This window comes from Bifidobacterium sp. LH_743 (assembly GCF_056355775.1).
Genome location: NZ_JBKESZ010000010.1, coordinates 1 through 15,419, shown reverse-complemented (window position 1 = coordinate 15,419; position 15,419 = coordinate 1). Strand labels below are relative to the sequence as shown.

Here is a 15,419-nt window from a genome sequence, read left to right as displayed (position 1 = left end):
GCACGACACGGCGCATAATTAGACAACGAATTTAGTCAGCATGCATAATTTTCGTCCCGAACCGACCATATCCGCATCCACAGACCGGCCGTCCATCGGCGAAGCTCAGGAGGCCGCACCCTCCCCAGCCGAGCGGTCCTTGCCGTAGATCTCGGGAATGAATCTGGTCTGGTCGTGCAATTTCTCCCAAATCACGACCTCGCCGCGCTCCAGCGACTTGGGCACATCGATGATGCGCTGGTTGCTGCTGCCTCGGAACTGCAGCAACGAATCGTGCAGGTCCTTGATATACCGTCCATCCACAAGGATGTCGATTTGTTCGAGCAGCTCGCGCTTGTCGGGGGTTTCGCCGTCTCGCATGAGCTCTTCCCACGTGTATCCGGTCCAGCACCAGATGTCCTTGGTGTGGCCGAAACGTTCGCGAATCCTGCGCGCGAGCGGCAGCAGCACGCCGGTGTTGAGCAGCGGCTCGCCACCGAGGAACGTGATGCCCTGCACGTATGGCAGGCTCAGATCGCTCATGATTTGAGCCTCAAGCCGGTCGTCGTATTCGTGGCCCGCGCGGAAATCCCATATCGAAGTGTTGTAGCAATCCTCGCAATGGAACGGACAGCCGGATACGTACAGCGAGCAGCGGATGCCTTCGCCGTCGGTCATGAGGAACCGCTTGTAGTCGGCGATCATGTTGCGGCTCATGGCGTTCGTCCATTGTCCCGCCTTGGGATTGCTGGAACGGTTCGTCGGAATGAACGGCCCGCGTCCGGTTTCGCCCGACGCGAAATCCCTGCGGACCACGGAAGAATCGGCGCTGCTTACCATGCGTTGCTCCTGTTGTTTCTATTGTCCATGTGCGATATGTGCGATCTACCACGACGATCTGCGGTGGGAATTCTGCGATCGCGTCGCAGTCGTGGGAAAATCCGCGACGGACATGCGAAGAGGGCGGATCGGCTCCGCCCTCTTCGTCATTATTTCGTTATCTTCTCCGCCACTGCACGGCGACCGGTTTACTTGGCTTCCTCGAACCACTCGCGTTCGGAGCCGTCGTCAAGGGTGACATGACCGGTCTCGCCGCTCATGTGCTTGACCCTGTGCGCGATCTCCTCATGACGGCCGTGGACCATCGGACGCTGCACCGGATTGCCGAGATAGCCGCAGGTGCGCTTGGTCACATTGCAGCGGTCGGGATCGGAATTTCCGCATTCCGGGCACTTGAAGCCTTCCTCGGTCGGCTCGAAATCACCCTCGAATCCGCATTCGTAGCAACGGTCGATCGGGGTGTTCGTGCCGAGATAGCCGATGCCGATGCCGTAGGCGTAGTTCCACACAGCCTCAAGAGCCTTCGGGTTGGCCTGCAGGCACGGGAATTCGCAGTAGTTGATGAAGCCGCCGGAAGCGTAGTACGGGAAGTCCTTCTCATAGTCGAGCTTCTCCATCGGCGTGGGCTGCAGCCATACCGGATAATGGAAGGAGTTGGTGTAGAAGTCGTGGTCGGTGACGCCCTCCACCTTGCCGAATTTCTCGCGATCCATGCGGTTGAAGCGGTCGGTGAGCGATTCGGCCGGGGTCGAATACACGGAATAATGGTAGCCTTCCGCAGCGCTCCAGTCCTTGCACAGCTGGTTCATGCGCTTGACGATGGACAGGGCGAACTCCTTGCCTTCCGGATCCCAGCTGTGGTCGCGCATCCAGTCCTTGCCGTAGAACACGCTGGTCGCCTCATACAGGCCGATGTAGCCGAGGGATACGGTGGCGCGCTCGTTGCGGAACAGCTGGTCGACGCTGTCGTTGGCGCCGAGACGGCCGAAGGCTCCGAAACGGAACAGGGTCGGCGCGTTGACCGGCGTGGCCTGCTTGCAACGCATGATGCGGAACTGCAACGCCTGGTGCGCGACGGCCATACGCTCGTCGAAGATCTTCCAGAAGCGGTCCTTGTCCCCATGGGATTCCAACGCGATGCGCGGGATATTCACGGTGACCACGCCAAGGTTCATGCGGCCGTCCTCGACATCCTTGCCCGTCTTCGGATCGGTCCAGCCCTGCAGGAAGGAGCGGCATCCCATCGGAGCCTTGAAGGAGCCGGTGATCTTCACGATGTTCTCATAGAAGATGACGTCCGGGTACATGCGCTTGGTGGCGCATTCGAGGGCCAGCTGCTTCATGTCGTAGTTCGGATCACCCGGATCGGCGTTCACGCCATGCTTGATGGTGAACACGAGTTTCGGGAAGATGGCGGTGTGGTGTTCGGAACCGAGGCCACGGATGCGGTTGAGGAAGATGGCGCGCTGGATCTCACGGGCGAACCAGTCGGTGCCGAGGCCGAAGCCGACGGTGACGAACGGAGTCTGGCCGTTGGACACGCGGTTGGAGTTGATCTGGTATTCCATGGTCTGCATGGCGTCGTAAATGGCCTTGCGGGTCTGGATCTTCGCCCAGATCTCGCGCAGCTGCTGCAGACGGCTGGCGTCCTTGCTAAACGGTTCGTCCATCGGCAATGCCGGACGGTCCTTTTCGAAGTGCAGACGCTTCGGCTCGACCTCCTTGGCCATGCGCACCTGACGTTCGGCGATTTCGATCGGCAGGTCGTCGGGCATGATCTCGTGGGCCTGCTCGAGGAACTTGTCGTAGTCCTTCTTGGCGTACGGCACGAAGTTCTCGTCGGCGCGGTTCGCGGTCTGGCCGCCATACTGGCTGGAAGCCACGTCCTTCATGATCTGCGTGATCTGCGTGGCCGCGATGGAGATACTGTTCGGCGAGCCCATCGGAGCGTTGCCGAGGGTGAAGCCGTTGGCAAGCATGTCCCAATAGTTCGGCAGAGAGCAGTTCGACTGCGCGGTGAACGGCGAATAATCGGCGTCATGGAAGTGGATGTCACCCTTCATGTGGGCATTGGACACCGCGTCCGGCAGCATGGAGAAGGCGGAGGCCTTGGACACCGCTCCGGCCAGCAGGTCGCGCTGGGTGGAGTAGACGTTGGAATCCTTGTTGGCGTTCTCGCGCACCAACGCCTCGTCCCTGTCCACCAGACGGCGAACGGCCTCGTTGATGTCCGTGGCCTTGGCCCGTTCGATGTCCTTGTTCAGACGGTAGTTGGTGTAGGTGCGGGCCACGTCGTACAGATGGTCCTCGATCAGACCATGCTCGACCAGATTCTGGATGTCCTCGATCTTCGCCGGACCGTTGTAACGATCCTTGATTTCGGCTTCGACCTGATTGGCGAGGTCTCGGACCAGCCGCTCCTCCTGCGGACCGATCTTCTTGTCGAGGTCGGCGAAGGCGGATTTCACCGCGCTGATGATGTTGATCGGATCGAAATCCACCACGCGTCCATCACGTTTTTCGACAAGTACCTTGACCGTTGCCGGCGCAGTCGCCGTTGCGGTTGCGACGCCATCCAGAGTCTGGGTTTCCATGTATTGTTTCCTTTCCGGGTCGGTCCCATCCGACCAGGTTTCATGCCTCTTCCGCATGCCATTTCCTTTGTACAGATGGACACTGTACGCCAAGGTCGTCACTAAATATAGTATCGCCACGCCGCCAGAGAAACTATATATTCCATTTTCGGCGTAATTCCGCCGTTCTTGAGATTCTGTGACAAAACTAACGGATGAGACACGGAGTGTCGCTTTGACAGCACCCGTCCAAGCGGCTATTTTCACTCAAGGCGCATCCGCAACACTCGAACATATGTTCCATTTGTCCGCAAGATGATGGAACCTTGACCTATGACTTGGAATCCGAATTACGCCCCGACGACGACGCAGCCGCAGCAGACGGCATCGAAGCCCCTGCCCCGTCTTGCGGGCGAAACCACAGCGGACAATCCATGGCCGGTGAGCCTGCTGAGCGAGAAATTCCACACCGCGGTCGAACGTTGGCCTTCCGTATGGGTGGCCGGCCAGATCACGCAGATCAACACGCGCCGTCAGGGAAGCGCCTATATCACGCTTCGCGACGATTATCAGGATATTGCGATGGAGGTCAACGGCTTCGGCCAGTTCGCAGCGGCCGCGGCACCGTTCGTGCAGGGAGACCGCGTCATCATCCACGGCAAGCCGAACGTGTGGATGAAACGCACGTCGCTGTCGCTGCGCGGCGACGCCATCATCGCGGCGGGCGCTGGCGGCAGTCTGAAGGCCATGATCGACGAACTGCGCAAAAAGCTCAAGGGCGAGGGACTGTTCGACGCGGACCGCAAGAAACCGTTGCCGGAATTCCCGCATTGCATCGGTCTGATCTGCGCGCCGCAGGCGCGCGCGGAAGGTGATGTCATCACCAATGTCCAGCTTCGTTGGCCCGTCGTCGATTTCAAGGTGGTGCATGTGCATGTGCAGGGCGACCAATGCCCGTCGGACGTGGTGGCGGCCATCAAGCAGCTGGACGCCGATCCGGACGTGGATGTGATCATCGTGGCGCGCGGCGGCGGCGCGTTCGAGGATCTGATCGGTTTCTCCGACGAGAACGTGGTGCGCGCGGCGGCCGCGGCGAACACTCCCCTGATCTCCGCCATCGGACATGAGGACGATTGGACCCTGCTCGACTTGGCGGCCGATGTACGAGCCTCCACTCCGACCGACGCGGCGAAGAAGGTCGTGCCGGACGTGCGCGAGCAGATGCAACTGATCCAGGTGAATCTGGACCGCATGCGCATGCGCATCGACGCCACCGTCTCCAACGAGGCCAGACTGATCGAAGGCTACGCGAACCGCCCAAGCCTCACCCATCCGCTCACCATGCTGGAGCCGCATCAACGGTTCCTCGATGACGCGCGCGCACGCATGCGCATCGGATTGACCCGCATCGTGGATGACGCGAGCCTCACCATCGAAAAAGCCCACGCCTCGCTGACCGCGTTGAGTCCGCAGTCCACGCTCGACCGCGGATACGCGGTGGTGCAGAGCGCCGACGGACATGTGGTCGACGACGCGTCCTGCGTGAAGGCGGGCGACCAGCTGACCATGACGCTGAAGCACGGCATCGTCGTGTCCGAAGTGAAAACCGTGAAGTAAAAAGAAAATCGCAGCAAAGCAGCAATAAGGAGAAACACATGGCCAACGAGACTAACGAAGCGACCCCGGCATCCAGCCTGACCGACAAGGAACGTGAGGCGATCGCGCAGATGCCCTACGAGGAGGCGAGGGACAAGCTCATCCAAGCCGTGCAGTCGCTGGAGGCGGGTGGCCTGAATCTCGATCAGTCCATGCGCCAGTGGGAGATCGGCGAGGCGCTGGCCAAGCGCGCGCAAAGCCTGCTCGGCGAGGTGCGTGCGAAGCTCGATGCGGCTCAGGCCGAACAGGCCACCGCAGCCAATACGGCGGGCACTCAGGACAATCTCGCCTGATAGCACGAATGCAACAGCCGTTCCACTCCCCCATGGATATTCCGCAGGGATCCTTTTTGAACGGCTTGATCCGGAACGATCCATCGTGCGCCGATTCCGGACATCCGTCATGTCGAGTCCGCATTGTGTGTACAATGGTGACTCGTTGCCTCAGTAGCTCAGTGGATAGAGCACTTCTCTCCTAAAGAAGGTGTCGTAGGTTCGATTCCTATCTGGGGCACTTTTTCATGTCTGCTCCGCAGTTGGCTCACATCCGAGCCAAACCCGCCATCGACGAGTCCATGCCATATGACGGCGGAGATGAACATGGCGGTGAGGATGACACCGCCCCAACCGCGGAATCACCCCACCGCCATATCATCGCGATCGACTATAGGCGAATCCTCTGCACCGCGTCCTTCAACGCGTCGACCTTATCGGTCCTCTCCCACGTGTAGTCCGGATCATCATGGCCGAAATGCCCGTAGGCGGCGGTCTTGTAATAGATCGGACGTTCCAGATCGAGCTGGTCGATGATGGAGAGCAGACGGAAGTCGAACACCTGCTCCACCGCCTTCTGGATGATTTCACGCGGCACCTGTTCCGTGCCATACGTCTCCACGTCGATCGACACGGGAGCGCCCTGTCCGAGGATGAAGCCAAGCGTCACCTGCGCGCGATGCGCGAGCCCCGCGGCCACGATGTTCTTCGCGGCCCAACGAGCCGCGTACGCTTCGGAACGGTCCGCCTTGTGCGGATCCTTGCCGGAGAACGCGCCGCCGCCGTGGGAGCCGATGCCGCCGTACGTGTCGACCACCACTTTGCGGCCCGTCAGTCCCGCGTCGGAATGGGGTCCGCCCTGGATGAACGGCGTGCGGTTGATGACGATCCTCGCCTTGGAATAGTCGAGGCCAAATTCGTCGAGCACCGGCTCGAGCACTTGCTCGCGCACCTGGCTACGCACGTCCTCCAGCGCGATGTCCGGGGAATGCTGGGTGGAGATCAGCACCGCGGCGAACCGCAGCGCACGGCTCAGGTCCTCGTTGTATTCGACGACGACTTCGGTTTTGCCGTCCGGCCGAAGCTGTGGAATGATGCCGTTCTTGCGCACATACGCGAGCCGTTGCGCCAGTTTGGTGGCTGCGACATACGGCAGCGGCAGGTATTCCGCGGTCTCGTCGGTCGCGTAGCCGACGACGAGACCCTGATCGCCTACGAACGTGTCGTAGATGCGTTCCTTCTCCTCCTCACTCGACGCGTCCTCCTGACCGTAATCGCCCAGGTCGGACGAGAAATCGCGCGGCCACACATTGTTGATGATGCCTGCGCCACGGGGGTCGAGGCCGCTGTCGGCATCCGTGTAGCCGATCTCCTCGGCGGCCTTGCGCGCTATTTCCCCGTGGTTCAGCGTGAACGGCGCCGAAATCTCGCCCTGCAGCGAGATGAGCCCTTCCTTCACCACCGTTTCGACGGCAACGCGGGCGTCCGGCTCCTTGGCGAGGTACGCGTCGACGATGGCGTCGGAAATCTTGTCCGCGACCTTGTCGGGATGGCCTTCGGTGACGGATTCGGAAACGAGATAACGAGACATGATGGAAGCCTTTCTTGTTCGGACCAAGCCGACCACGGCGCAGGTCCGGTTCATACGGATATGGATGATGTTCGGATTTTTGGGTTGCGCATTGCGGGCTACGCATTGCGAATGATGGAATCGGACGCGAGTCAGCGTTCCGCCGCAGGTTTGGTGGCGATGATGGCCACGTAATTGCCTTGTGTGTATCCGGGGACCGGGTCCTCGACGACGTCGTTCTGGAATGTGGAGTTCGCCAGCACCGTCTGTCTGAACCGCAGGTCGGTGAATCCGATGCGTTCGAGCAGGTCGATGTAGAACGTCGTCACATGCCAGTTCGGCTTGTATGTGGGCACTCCTCCCTGCGCGATGTCGAAGAACGCGGTGCCCGAAAGCAGGTCGGCGTATGGGCTTCGGTCGATTTCCGGATGGTTGAGCACCGTCAGCAGCAGAATGCCGAGCGTGCTTTCCTTGGGCACGTCCGAAAGGATGAGCCGACCGCCGGGACGCAGGGCATCGTAGTTCTTACGGAACGTCGATTCCAGATTTTCGTCGTCGATGAAACCGTGGCTGGAACCGTTGTAATAAATAGTGTCGAACGATTCCGGCTCGTAGGGGTACTCCTCGGCGATGCCTTTCCACGCGTGGAAACCCTTCTCCAGGATGGCCGGGAACAACGCGTCCGACGGTTCCACGATCTCGTCGACGGTGAAACCGTACCGGTCGCGTAGAGCCTCCTCGACGTCTCCGGTTCCGGCACCGATCGAAAGCGTGCGTCCGGGGACTTTCGTGGTCAGAGCGGCCCACAGCAGACGCAAACGTGATTCCGTGACGTTCGGCCGTTCCGTATAGTGGCGTTCGAAACGATGGTATTCGAATCCGTCGTTAGCACCATCAGTAGTCATTACAGTATTCCTTATTGAATTAAAAAAACGCGCAGTGAAGCTATTAAAAATGCATAGCAAGGCTTATTAAAAGCGCGTTAATACATGAATTAAAAGATGAATTGATGAATTGCGGACAGGAATAAACATCCCACGCAATCAGCAAAAACGGCACCGCGTCCGACGTATCGGGCCCTCCGTACGCATTTCAAAAATCGGAGGCGGACACCGCGGATCAGCGGTGCCGAAAAAAGATAACAGCCGGGTAAAACCTTAGCGAATCGCAGGTTCCACAGGCATCATGCCCATACAGGAATCCGCCATACAACACATTCGCTTGCTTCCTTCGTTGGAAATCGTCATCGTACGAGACATGCTACCGGACTCCTTTCTGGAATATCGATTATGTGAACGGGCATCCAACTTTTCCAGCCCGCAACCGACGATAACAAACCACACAGCGCAACACAAGCGGTTTATCATAATTTCTTTTTATAAGGAATCATCTTTCCCGCTTTTCAAAAGGAATTAATAAGACAATATAATTTTTAATATTGGCCAAAACGGCGGGCAATATCTTCCGATGTGCTATCATCCATCACACCGGTTCATCCAACAACCGTTCCAGTCCTTTTCGATTCAATCCCAACCCAATTCCGATTCGCATCATCGCCGCGAAGCCGTATCAATGTCGGACCGCGGCCCATTGAAAGGACTTTCCATCATGAGCGACAACCTGCAGAACACCGTCGGGCAAACCTCCGCGTCCACATCTGGACGGACGCCGTCGGACGTGGACGCATCATTCTCATCGCTTGCCCTGCATGCGGGCTATAACCCGGTGGAGCACCACAATTCCAGTAGCGTTCCCATCTACGCGACGGCCGCATACGCGTTGCGCAACGAGGAGCATGCCACGCAGATCGCTTCGTTCGAACTCGTCGACGACATCTACACACGCATCTCCAACCCGACGACCGGCATACTCGAAAAGCGTCTGGCGGCCCTTCATGACGTGGAAGGCGCGGTGGCGACATCCTCCGGTCTCGCGGCGCTCAGCGACACGATCCTCAACATCGCCGCGGGCGGCGGACGGATACTGACCTCGTACCGTCTTTACGGAGGCACGGTCGCCGCGTTCTCCAACATCCTGCCGGATTACGGCATCGATATCGACATCGCCCGCAATCCGGACGATCCGAAGTCCTGGGAGGAGGCGATCCGCCCCGACACCAAGGCCCTGCTCGTGGAAAGCGTCTCGAATCCCCTGAACGCCATCGCGGACCTCGAGTCGCTCGCCGAAGTCGCGCACAGGCATGGCATCGTCCTCATAGTGGATAACACGGTCGCCACGCCCTACCTGCTCAATCCCTTCAATTTCGGAGCCGACATCGTGGTGTATTCGACCACGAAGGCCATCAACGGCCATGGCAACGCGATCGGCGGCGTCGTATTGGAGAACGGCACGTTCGACTATGCGAACAACGAACGCTACCCGCAGTTCTCACGCAAGGCGTGGTTCTTCAAGACGCGCGACGGAAGGGAGCGCAGCGTGTTGGAGATCGCTCCGAACGCGCCTTTCACGACGAGGTTGAGGGCCTTCCTCGTCACTTTGCTCGGCTCGTCGCCCAGCCCGTTCAACAGTTATCTGACGCTGGTCGGCCTGGAGACGCTGACCGCGCGTCTCGATAAGGAGCTTGAGACCGCGCGGACCGTGACGCGATATCTCGATGGCGACCCCCGCGTGGGAAGGGTGTATCATCCGGACGCGAATGGCTATGGCTATCGGGATTGGGCGAGGAAATACCTCAAGAGGAACGGCAGCACGATAATCACGTTCGATTTGGATACGGTCGAGCACAAGCGCGCCACGCTCGACGCCCTGAAACTGTTCAGCCTGCAGGCCAATCTCGGCGATTCGAAGTCCCTGGCGGTTGACCCGTTCGTCGTCACCCACCCGGAACTGACGCTTGACGAGCTCACCGCCGCGGGCATACATGCCGGCGCGATCCGCCTGTCCATCGGCCTGGAGGAGCCCGACGATCTGATCGCGGACCTCCGGCAGGCGTTGGACCGAACGTATGGCCCGGTAGAGGATTAATTAGACCGTCCGCCTCCGAACGAGGGCCGGACAGGGCCGGGCGCGATCCGAACGCAATCCGGATGCGGGCTAGTCGATGCGCACAATCGCCAGCAGCGCCTTATGGTCGCTGCCATCCACTTTGACCGTACGCACCTGACCGGCCCGCATGCCGGAATCCAGCACGATATGGTCGATTCCGGCGAACGTTGGCACGTAGTCGATGTTCGCCGGCCAACTGAATTTCAATCCGTTCGCGGCCTGTCGGGCGGCGTCGGAAAAACGGTTTCCCAGAAAATTACGGAACGGCGTATGGTCGTAGGTCGCGTTGAAATCGCCCATGAAAATGTATCGGCGTCCGGTGTCGAAACGAAGTTTCGCCAGTTCGTCGAGCGACCGTTTCCATTGCTGCCAGTAACCGTTCGTCGGCGACGTGGTGTGTACTGACACGAAACGCACCTGCGAGCTTCCCCCGTTGAACGAGATGGTCGCACCGGGCATGAAGGACGCGCTCGAATCGACGTCGTCGTCGGATGGATCGGAAAGCGGGCTCGCCGACCATATTCCGTTGCCGTACACGCCATCCGAACTGGCCACCTGCGAATACGGCAGATAAGCGGCGATGCCGGCGCTGTTCAACGCGTTCACGAAATCGTCGGTCGTCTCCTGCAACGCGAGCACCTCGACATGCTCGCTACGCACCAGATCCACGATCTCGCGCGCGTCCGCACGCCCCTTGTACACGTTGCACGTCATCAGCCGGGCATAACCATCGTCCGTGTTGACGTTCTCGCCGGACACCGCCGCGACCGCCGCACGCGGCAGTTGCGTGGAACCGTAGAAGAACGGATACTGCCAGAACACCTGCAACGCGATCGCCAGAACGGCCACCACAGTGGACATCACGCGTTTGGAGACAATACCACAGATCAATGCGACCACGGCAAGCAGCGTGAACCACGGCACCAAGGAAACGACCACCGGCATGTACGGCAACGCCTGCAATTCTTCCGGCAGGATATGCGTGGCCGTTCCCAGCAGCGCCGCAAGCGAGAAGACGAAGGCGACCACGGCGCAGATGAAGTTGCGCACACGGTGTTTTCTTCCTTGTTTCAGCGTGCGCAACGGCTTCACGGGCCTCGCTGCGGATGTTTTGGCCGATTTGCCCGCCGAAGTCTGCGGTCGGCGCGCTCTTGACTGAGCCATGCTCTTCCCAACTTTCCGAAATTCGCGTCCGTAATGGTTATCGCGTGCTTATCCGACGTGGTTTTCATAGATGGCCGCGCCGGTTTCCGTACGTGGTGCCTCAGTCGTCGAGACCGAGCTCATGACGGATGCCGTCGATGATGATGCGGCTGGCGGTGGTGCCGCGTTCGCGCGCGTTCTCCTGCAACATCATCTTCAGATCGGACGGAATCTTGAAGCTCATGAGCACACGTTCGCCGTTGACGCGCCTGCGGGCGCCCTGCACGCCGGTCAACGATGCGGCAGCCGCGGCCTTCGCGCCGCCATTCGATTTTCTGGCCGTCATCAGACGATCGTCTCCTTAAGTTTTAGATACACATTTTGACACCCGCTATATAAAGCGTATATACGTTTTATATATTATATGGGCGACCTTGTCATGGATTCCATGACCCTTGACCGATTCTCGATTCCGTCTTCGAAAAGGACGTAGTTCCGAAAAACACGGTTTCGGAAGGACATGCCAGCTGATTCGCATATGAAAAATCCCGAGGAGCTCGGCTCGACTCGGGATTTAAAAAGAGTAAACGCGGCGACTTGCTACTCTCCCACACCCTCTCGAGTGCAGTACCATCGCCGTGCTAGGCCTTAGCTTCCGGGTTCGGAATGGGACCGGGCGTCTCACCTAGGCTATGATCACCGCAAGAGAAAACAATACGCGCATGGCCTCCAATCGCCAAATCACAGCGTGTCGCATACCGGGTCGGCCGGCGATCAACCATCAATCGATGGCAATGACGCGAATCGCCATGCCGGTGCGCTACAGTCGAGACAACGCTTCCATCAGCAACGAAAGAAGGCCAGCAATGACGATCGCCTCCTGCGGTTCCGTTTCCGCAATTACATTGGGTCTACCGAATTCCACTGCGATTCCCGCCGAAAAGGCGACGCTGCCGAAAGGACTTTTCGTGGCGAAGATTCCGGTTTCCGCAAAAACGAAGCAACGATTGGCCGGCGATATCGAGACAATCACCATGCTGTCGCTGCTGCAACCGCGCAACACCGGACTTGCCGCCGGTACACGAATTCCCGAAATACTGGTGATCGGCCTGCGATTGCACGGGACGAACGCCGCCGTTCCGACGGACATCGTCGAATTGATCGCCATGCAACGCAAGTCGGGCATGCTGTTCGTCTGCGTGCGCGACGCCGATTTCGAAGACACGACGCGTCAGGAATGCGCGTTCGCCGTGCGTCGAGCCTTGCCGGCCCGCGCGGGACATACGACCACGTCCAAGATATTCGTTTCCGATTGGAAGCCTGCCGGCGAGGCCACTCTGGAGGCCGCGGACCCGTCAGTCGATTCCGTGGATGCCTTGTGGGAATCGTTCTGCTCGCAGGTGATTCTGGACGATCCCTCCCCTGTCAACCTGGACGCGCGTCTCGCACGACGCATGCAGATCGCACGGCTCACCACGCAGATCGACAAACTCACACGCGACCATCAGCGCGCCAAGGATGCCGAACAACGTAACGAGATCTACGCGAAGCTGCACAGGATGAGGAAACAGCTGGAGGAATTGCAGAAGCAATGAAAGCTCATGGGGCTGGTGTCGGGCTGACTTGCAAAGCCAGTCCGACACCAGCCCCATCGCATAAACGCACGATTAAGCGCACGATCCAGGTTTCAGAAACCGAGCCTTGTACGGCCGAACTGGTCGAGCCAGCGCAGAATCGCACCTTCACGCAACGCCCACGGGCAGATTTCGATTTCCTTGACGTCAAGCGCCTTCATGATCTCATCGACCACCAGACCGCCGCCGACGATCTGATAGGTACGTTCCGGCGTGACTCCCGGCAGCGCGGTACGCTGGTCCGGCGATATGGAGGCGAGGCGGGGAAGCCAGTCCTCCAGCTGGTCTCGGGTCATGACGGAGGTGTCGACGCGGCCGGGAACGCGTAGCACCGCACCTGCGAGCCGGGCCAGGGAACGTATGGTCTTGGATGTGCCGACAGCATGCATCGGATGCTTCGACTTGGGGAACGACTCCACCATCGGTTCGAGGATCTTGCGGATCTTCTTACGGGCCTTGTCAAGCTCCTCCTCGTTGGCGATGCCGCTTTCCGGCAGAAATTCGCGGGTCACTCTGCCGGCTCCGGCGGGTACGGAAAGCGCCACGGTCGGGTCCTCGTCGGATCCCATGGCCACTTCAAGCGAACCTCCGCCGATGTCGATGACGAGCAGGCGACCGGCATCCCAGCCATACCAGCGGCGGGCGGCAAGGAAGGTGAGGCGCGCCTCATCCACACCGGAAAGCACGGTGACCGGCTGTCCGATGGCATCCTCGATCCTGCGCAGGATCTTGCCGCCGTTCGGTGCCTCACGCAATGCGGAGGTTGCCAGGACCAGCAGTTGGGTGATCTCGTATTCCTCGGCGAGCGCCATCGCCTTGTGCACCGCTTCGAGCACGGCTTCGACGCCGGCCTTTTTGATGGTGCCGTCATCCTTGAGGTATTGCATGAGACGGACCGTGCTTTTGACGCTTGCCTCGGGCTCGGGACGGGCTCCGGGAGCTGCGTCGACGATCAGCATGTGCACGGTGTTGGAACCAATGTCAAGAACGCCAAGACGGGTGGCGCGGGAATGTAATTTGACCATGTTCCCAGCATAGGTATTAACCGATTAATCCGTTGTCCGACATGCCATTGACATCCTTTGCAAATATGAAGGCGCCCACCCTTGAAAAGGAGGATGGGCGCCCAATGGCCGCAATGCGGGAAACGATTGCAGAGGTGCGGAAAAATTCCGCAGAAAATCTCAGCCGATCGAACGACGGGACGTTTCCACACCGAAGATGCCGGTGATCAGCATGGCGATCACCGCGACGATCGAAATCGCGATGAACACAGAATTCGTGCCGACCGCAACGAGCATCCAGCCGACGATCATCGGCATCAGCACGTTCAGCAGTTTCGCCACGGCATTGGCGAAACCGACGCAACGGAAACGCACCTTGGTGGAGAACAGTTCCGGAGCGTACACGGCCACCACGGAGGCCATCAGCACATACAGGCACATCGTCAGCAGGAAGCCGCAGACGATCGCGCCGACCGTGGTCGTCTGAGCGGCATAGGCGAGGCCGAACACCGCGGTCAATCCGAATGCCGGCACGATGACCTTCTTACGTCCGATGTGGTCGAGCAGGATGGAACCGATCAGGCAGCCGACGGGGGCGCCGCACATCATCAGCGTGCTCGTCCACAACGAGCTGGACAGATTGATGCCGCGCTTGACGAGAATCGTCGGCACCCAGGAAGTGAACGCGTACGAGCACACGTTCGTGGCGGCGACGGCCACCACGCCCACCATCAGGCAGATTCCCAGCGAATGGTTGCGGCGTTCACGCGCGCTCATGGAGGTCACGTCCGCAGCGGACTCATCGGAACGTGCGGCGACCTCGTCGTATTCGGAACCGTTGGCCTCAAGCTGGCGGACGATCGCGTCAACCTCCTCGTAACGTCCGTGCACGGCAAGCCAGCGCGGCGATTCCGGAACGTCACGACGCAGCCACCAGATCACGGCAGCGATGATGCCGATGCCGACGAACAACGGACGCCACGACCAGCGCGGAATGATCCATGCGCACAGCAGCATGGCGACCGGCACGCCGCAGTTCGCCACCAAGGACACAATCGCGCACCAACGTCCGCAGCGTTCGACCGGCGCGAATTCGTTGACCATGGCGAAACCCGTCACGATCTCGGCACCCAGACCGAGACCTGCGCCGAGACGGCACAGGGACAGTACGGACATATTCGGCGCGAACGCGCCAAGGAACGTGAATCCGCCGAACAGCAGTAGGTTGATCTGGTAGGCGACGCGACGACCCTTCAGATCGCCGATGAAACCGGCCAGCAGCGAACCGATCAGCAATCCCAGGAAACCGGCCGACATGAACGTCGAATTCTGCGCCACCGTCGACCAATGCGTGGACAGGGAGCTGGACGCCACGGCCGATCCGATATACACGTCAATGGAATCCATCAGCATACCCGCCGCCACCAGCGCGACGATCTTGTGGAACATACGCGTCTCCTTCGCGTAATCCACACGACGGGTAATCTCCTCGACTTGCCTCTCCTGGACGGCGGACAATCCTTCCACCACCGACGAGGACTTCCGCTTCACATTCTGCACAGCCTGTGCGGTCATGATGCAATACCTCTTGTAATTATGCTCTTCTTCACCCGTTTAAGACGGTGAGGGCAGTCCCATTGTGTATGAACTGCGCCCCGATTGTTGGACGCTGTTAATTAGGATACAGCCCTAGACCGCGAGGGACATGCCCCGGAACTCCTCCGGGGTGCGTCCCTCGAGTC

General features: G+C 59.6%; 12 protein-coding genes, 1 tRNA gene and 1 rRNA gene. 5 read left to right on the top strand and 9 right to left on the bottom strand.

What is annotated here, in order from left to right; all coding sequences use genetic code 11:
- Positions 1 to 105: 105 nt before the first annotated feature.
- Entirely contained in the window at positions 106 to 819 is a 714-nt protein-coding gene (nrdG, locus tag AC1ATL_RS09570) for an anaerobic ribonucleoside-triphosphate reductase activating protein (protein WP_432624445.1), read from the bottom strand.
- Between the two features lie 188 nt (positions 820 to 1,007).
- On the bottom strand, positions 1,008 to 3,413 hold the full coding sequence (gene nrdD / locus AC1ATL_RS09565) for an anaerobic ribonucleoside-triphosphate reductase (protein ID WP_432624444.1): 2,406 nt from the start codon (positions 3,411 to 3,413) through the stop codon (positions 1,008 to 1,010).
- 312 nt (positions 3,414 to 3,725) lie between these two features.
- On the opposite strand from nrdD, the gene xseA reads away from it, so the two are divergent.
- From xseA to AC1ATL_RS09550, 3 genes are all read left to right on the top strand, one after another.
- Complete coding sequence (gene xseA / locus AC1ATL_RS09560; protein ID WP_432624443.1) at positions 3,726 to 5,009, top strand: exodeoxyribonuclease VII large subunit; 1,284 nt, start codon at positions 3,726 to 3,728, stop codon at positions 5,007 to 5,009.
- 38 nt (positions 5,010 to 5,047) lie between these two features.
- Positions 5,048 to 5,341: an exodeoxyribonuclease VII small subunit gene (locus AC1ATL_RS09555; protein WP_026646730.1), complete on the top strand. Its 294-nt coding sequence runs from the start codon at positions 5,048 to 5,050 to the stop codon at positions 5,339 to 5,341.
- A gap of 147 nt (positions 5,342 to 5,488) precedes the next feature.
- Positions 5,489 to 5,561, top strand: a tRNA-Arg gene (locus AC1ATL_RS09550).
- 150 nt (positions 5,562 to 5,711) lie between these two features.
- On the opposite strand, the gene metK is transcribed toward AC1ATL_RS09550, so the two are convergent.
- Together metK and AC1ATL_RS09540 are read right to left on the bottom strand one after the other, a co-directional pair.
- Positions 5,712 to 6,911, bottom strand: a complete 1,200-nt coding sequence (metK, locus tag AC1ATL_RS09545; RefSeq protein WP_476570045.1) for a methionine adenosyltransferase — start codon at positions 6,909 to 6,911, stop codon at positions 5,712 to 5,714.
- A gap of 131 nt (positions 6,912 to 7,042) precedes the next feature.
- Positions 7,043 to 7,795, bottom strand: coding sequence for a class I SAM-dependent methyltransferase (locus AC1ATL_RS09540; RefSeq protein WP_476570044.1), 753 nt, complete (start codon positions 7,793 to 7,795; stop codon positions 7,043 to 7,045).
- A 703-nt stretch (positions 7,796 to 8,498) separates the two neighbouring features.
- On the opposite strand from AC1ATL_RS09540, the gene AC1ATL_RS09535 reads away from it, so the two are divergent.
- The gene (locus tag AC1ATL_RS09535; protein ID WP_476570043.1) at positions 8,499 to 9,875 is read left to right on the top strand and encodes an O-acetylhomoserine aminocarboxypropyltransferase/cysteine synthase family protein; all 1,377 of its coding nucleotides are present in this window, start codon (positions 8,499 to 8,501) and stop codon (positions 9,873 to 9,875) included.
- Positions 9,876 to 9,944: 69 nt separating this feature from the next.
- On the opposite strand, the gene AC1ATL_RS09530 is transcribed toward AC1ATL_RS09535, so the two are convergent.
- The 3 genes from AC1ATL_RS09530 to rrf all read right to left on the bottom strand — a co-directional run bounded on the left by AC1ATL_RS09530 (position 9,945) and on the right by rrf (position 11,743).
- The gene (locus tag AC1ATL_RS09530; RefSeq protein WP_432624744.1) at positions 9,945 to 11,060 is read right to left on the bottom strand and encodes an endonuclease/exonuclease/phosphatase family protein; all 1,116 of its coding nucleotides are present in this window, start codon (positions 11,058 to 11,060) and stop codon (positions 9,945 to 9,947) included.
- A gap of 100 nt (positions 11,061 to 11,160) precedes the next feature.
- Positions 11,161 to 11,385 (bottom strand): hypothetical protein, encoded by a 225-nt coding sequence (locus AC1ATL_RS09525; protein WP_432624743.1) that lies wholly within the window; start codon positions 11,383 to 11,385, stop codon positions 11,161 to 11,163.
- A gap of 241 nt (positions 11,386 to 11,626) precedes the next feature.
- Positions 11,627 to 11,743: ribosomal RNA gene (gene rrf / locus AC1ATL_RS09520) — 5S ribosomal RNA — on the bottom strand.
- A 162-nt stretch (positions 11,744 to 11,905) separates the two neighbouring features.
- On the opposite strand from rrf, the gene AC1ATL_RS09515 reads away from it, so the two are divergent.
- Positions 11,906 to 12,634, top strand: coding sequence for a DUF4391 domain-containing protein (locus tag AC1ATL_RS09515; protein ID WP_476570042.1), 729 nt, complete (start codon positions 11,906 to 11,908; stop codon positions 12,632 to 12,634).
- 92 nt (positions 12,635 to 12,726) lie between these two features.
- On the opposite strand, the gene AC1ATL_RS09510 is transcribed toward AC1ATL_RS09515, so the two are convergent.
- Together AC1ATL_RS09510 and AC1ATL_RS09505 are read right to left on the bottom strand one after the other, a co-directional pair.
- On the bottom strand, positions 12,727 to 13,698 hold the full coding sequence (locus tag AC1ATL_RS09510) for a Ppx/GppA phosphatase family protein (protein WP_432624626.1): 972 nt from the start codon (positions 13,696 to 13,698) through the stop codon (positions 12,727 to 12,729).
- A gap of 159 nt (positions 13,699 to 13,857) precedes the next feature.
- Entirely contained in the window at positions 13,858 to 15,252 is a 1,395-nt protein-coding gene (locus AC1ATL_RS09505) for an MFS transporter (protein ID WP_476570041.1), read from the bottom strand.
- Positions 15,253 to 15,419 lie beyond the last annotated feature (167 nt).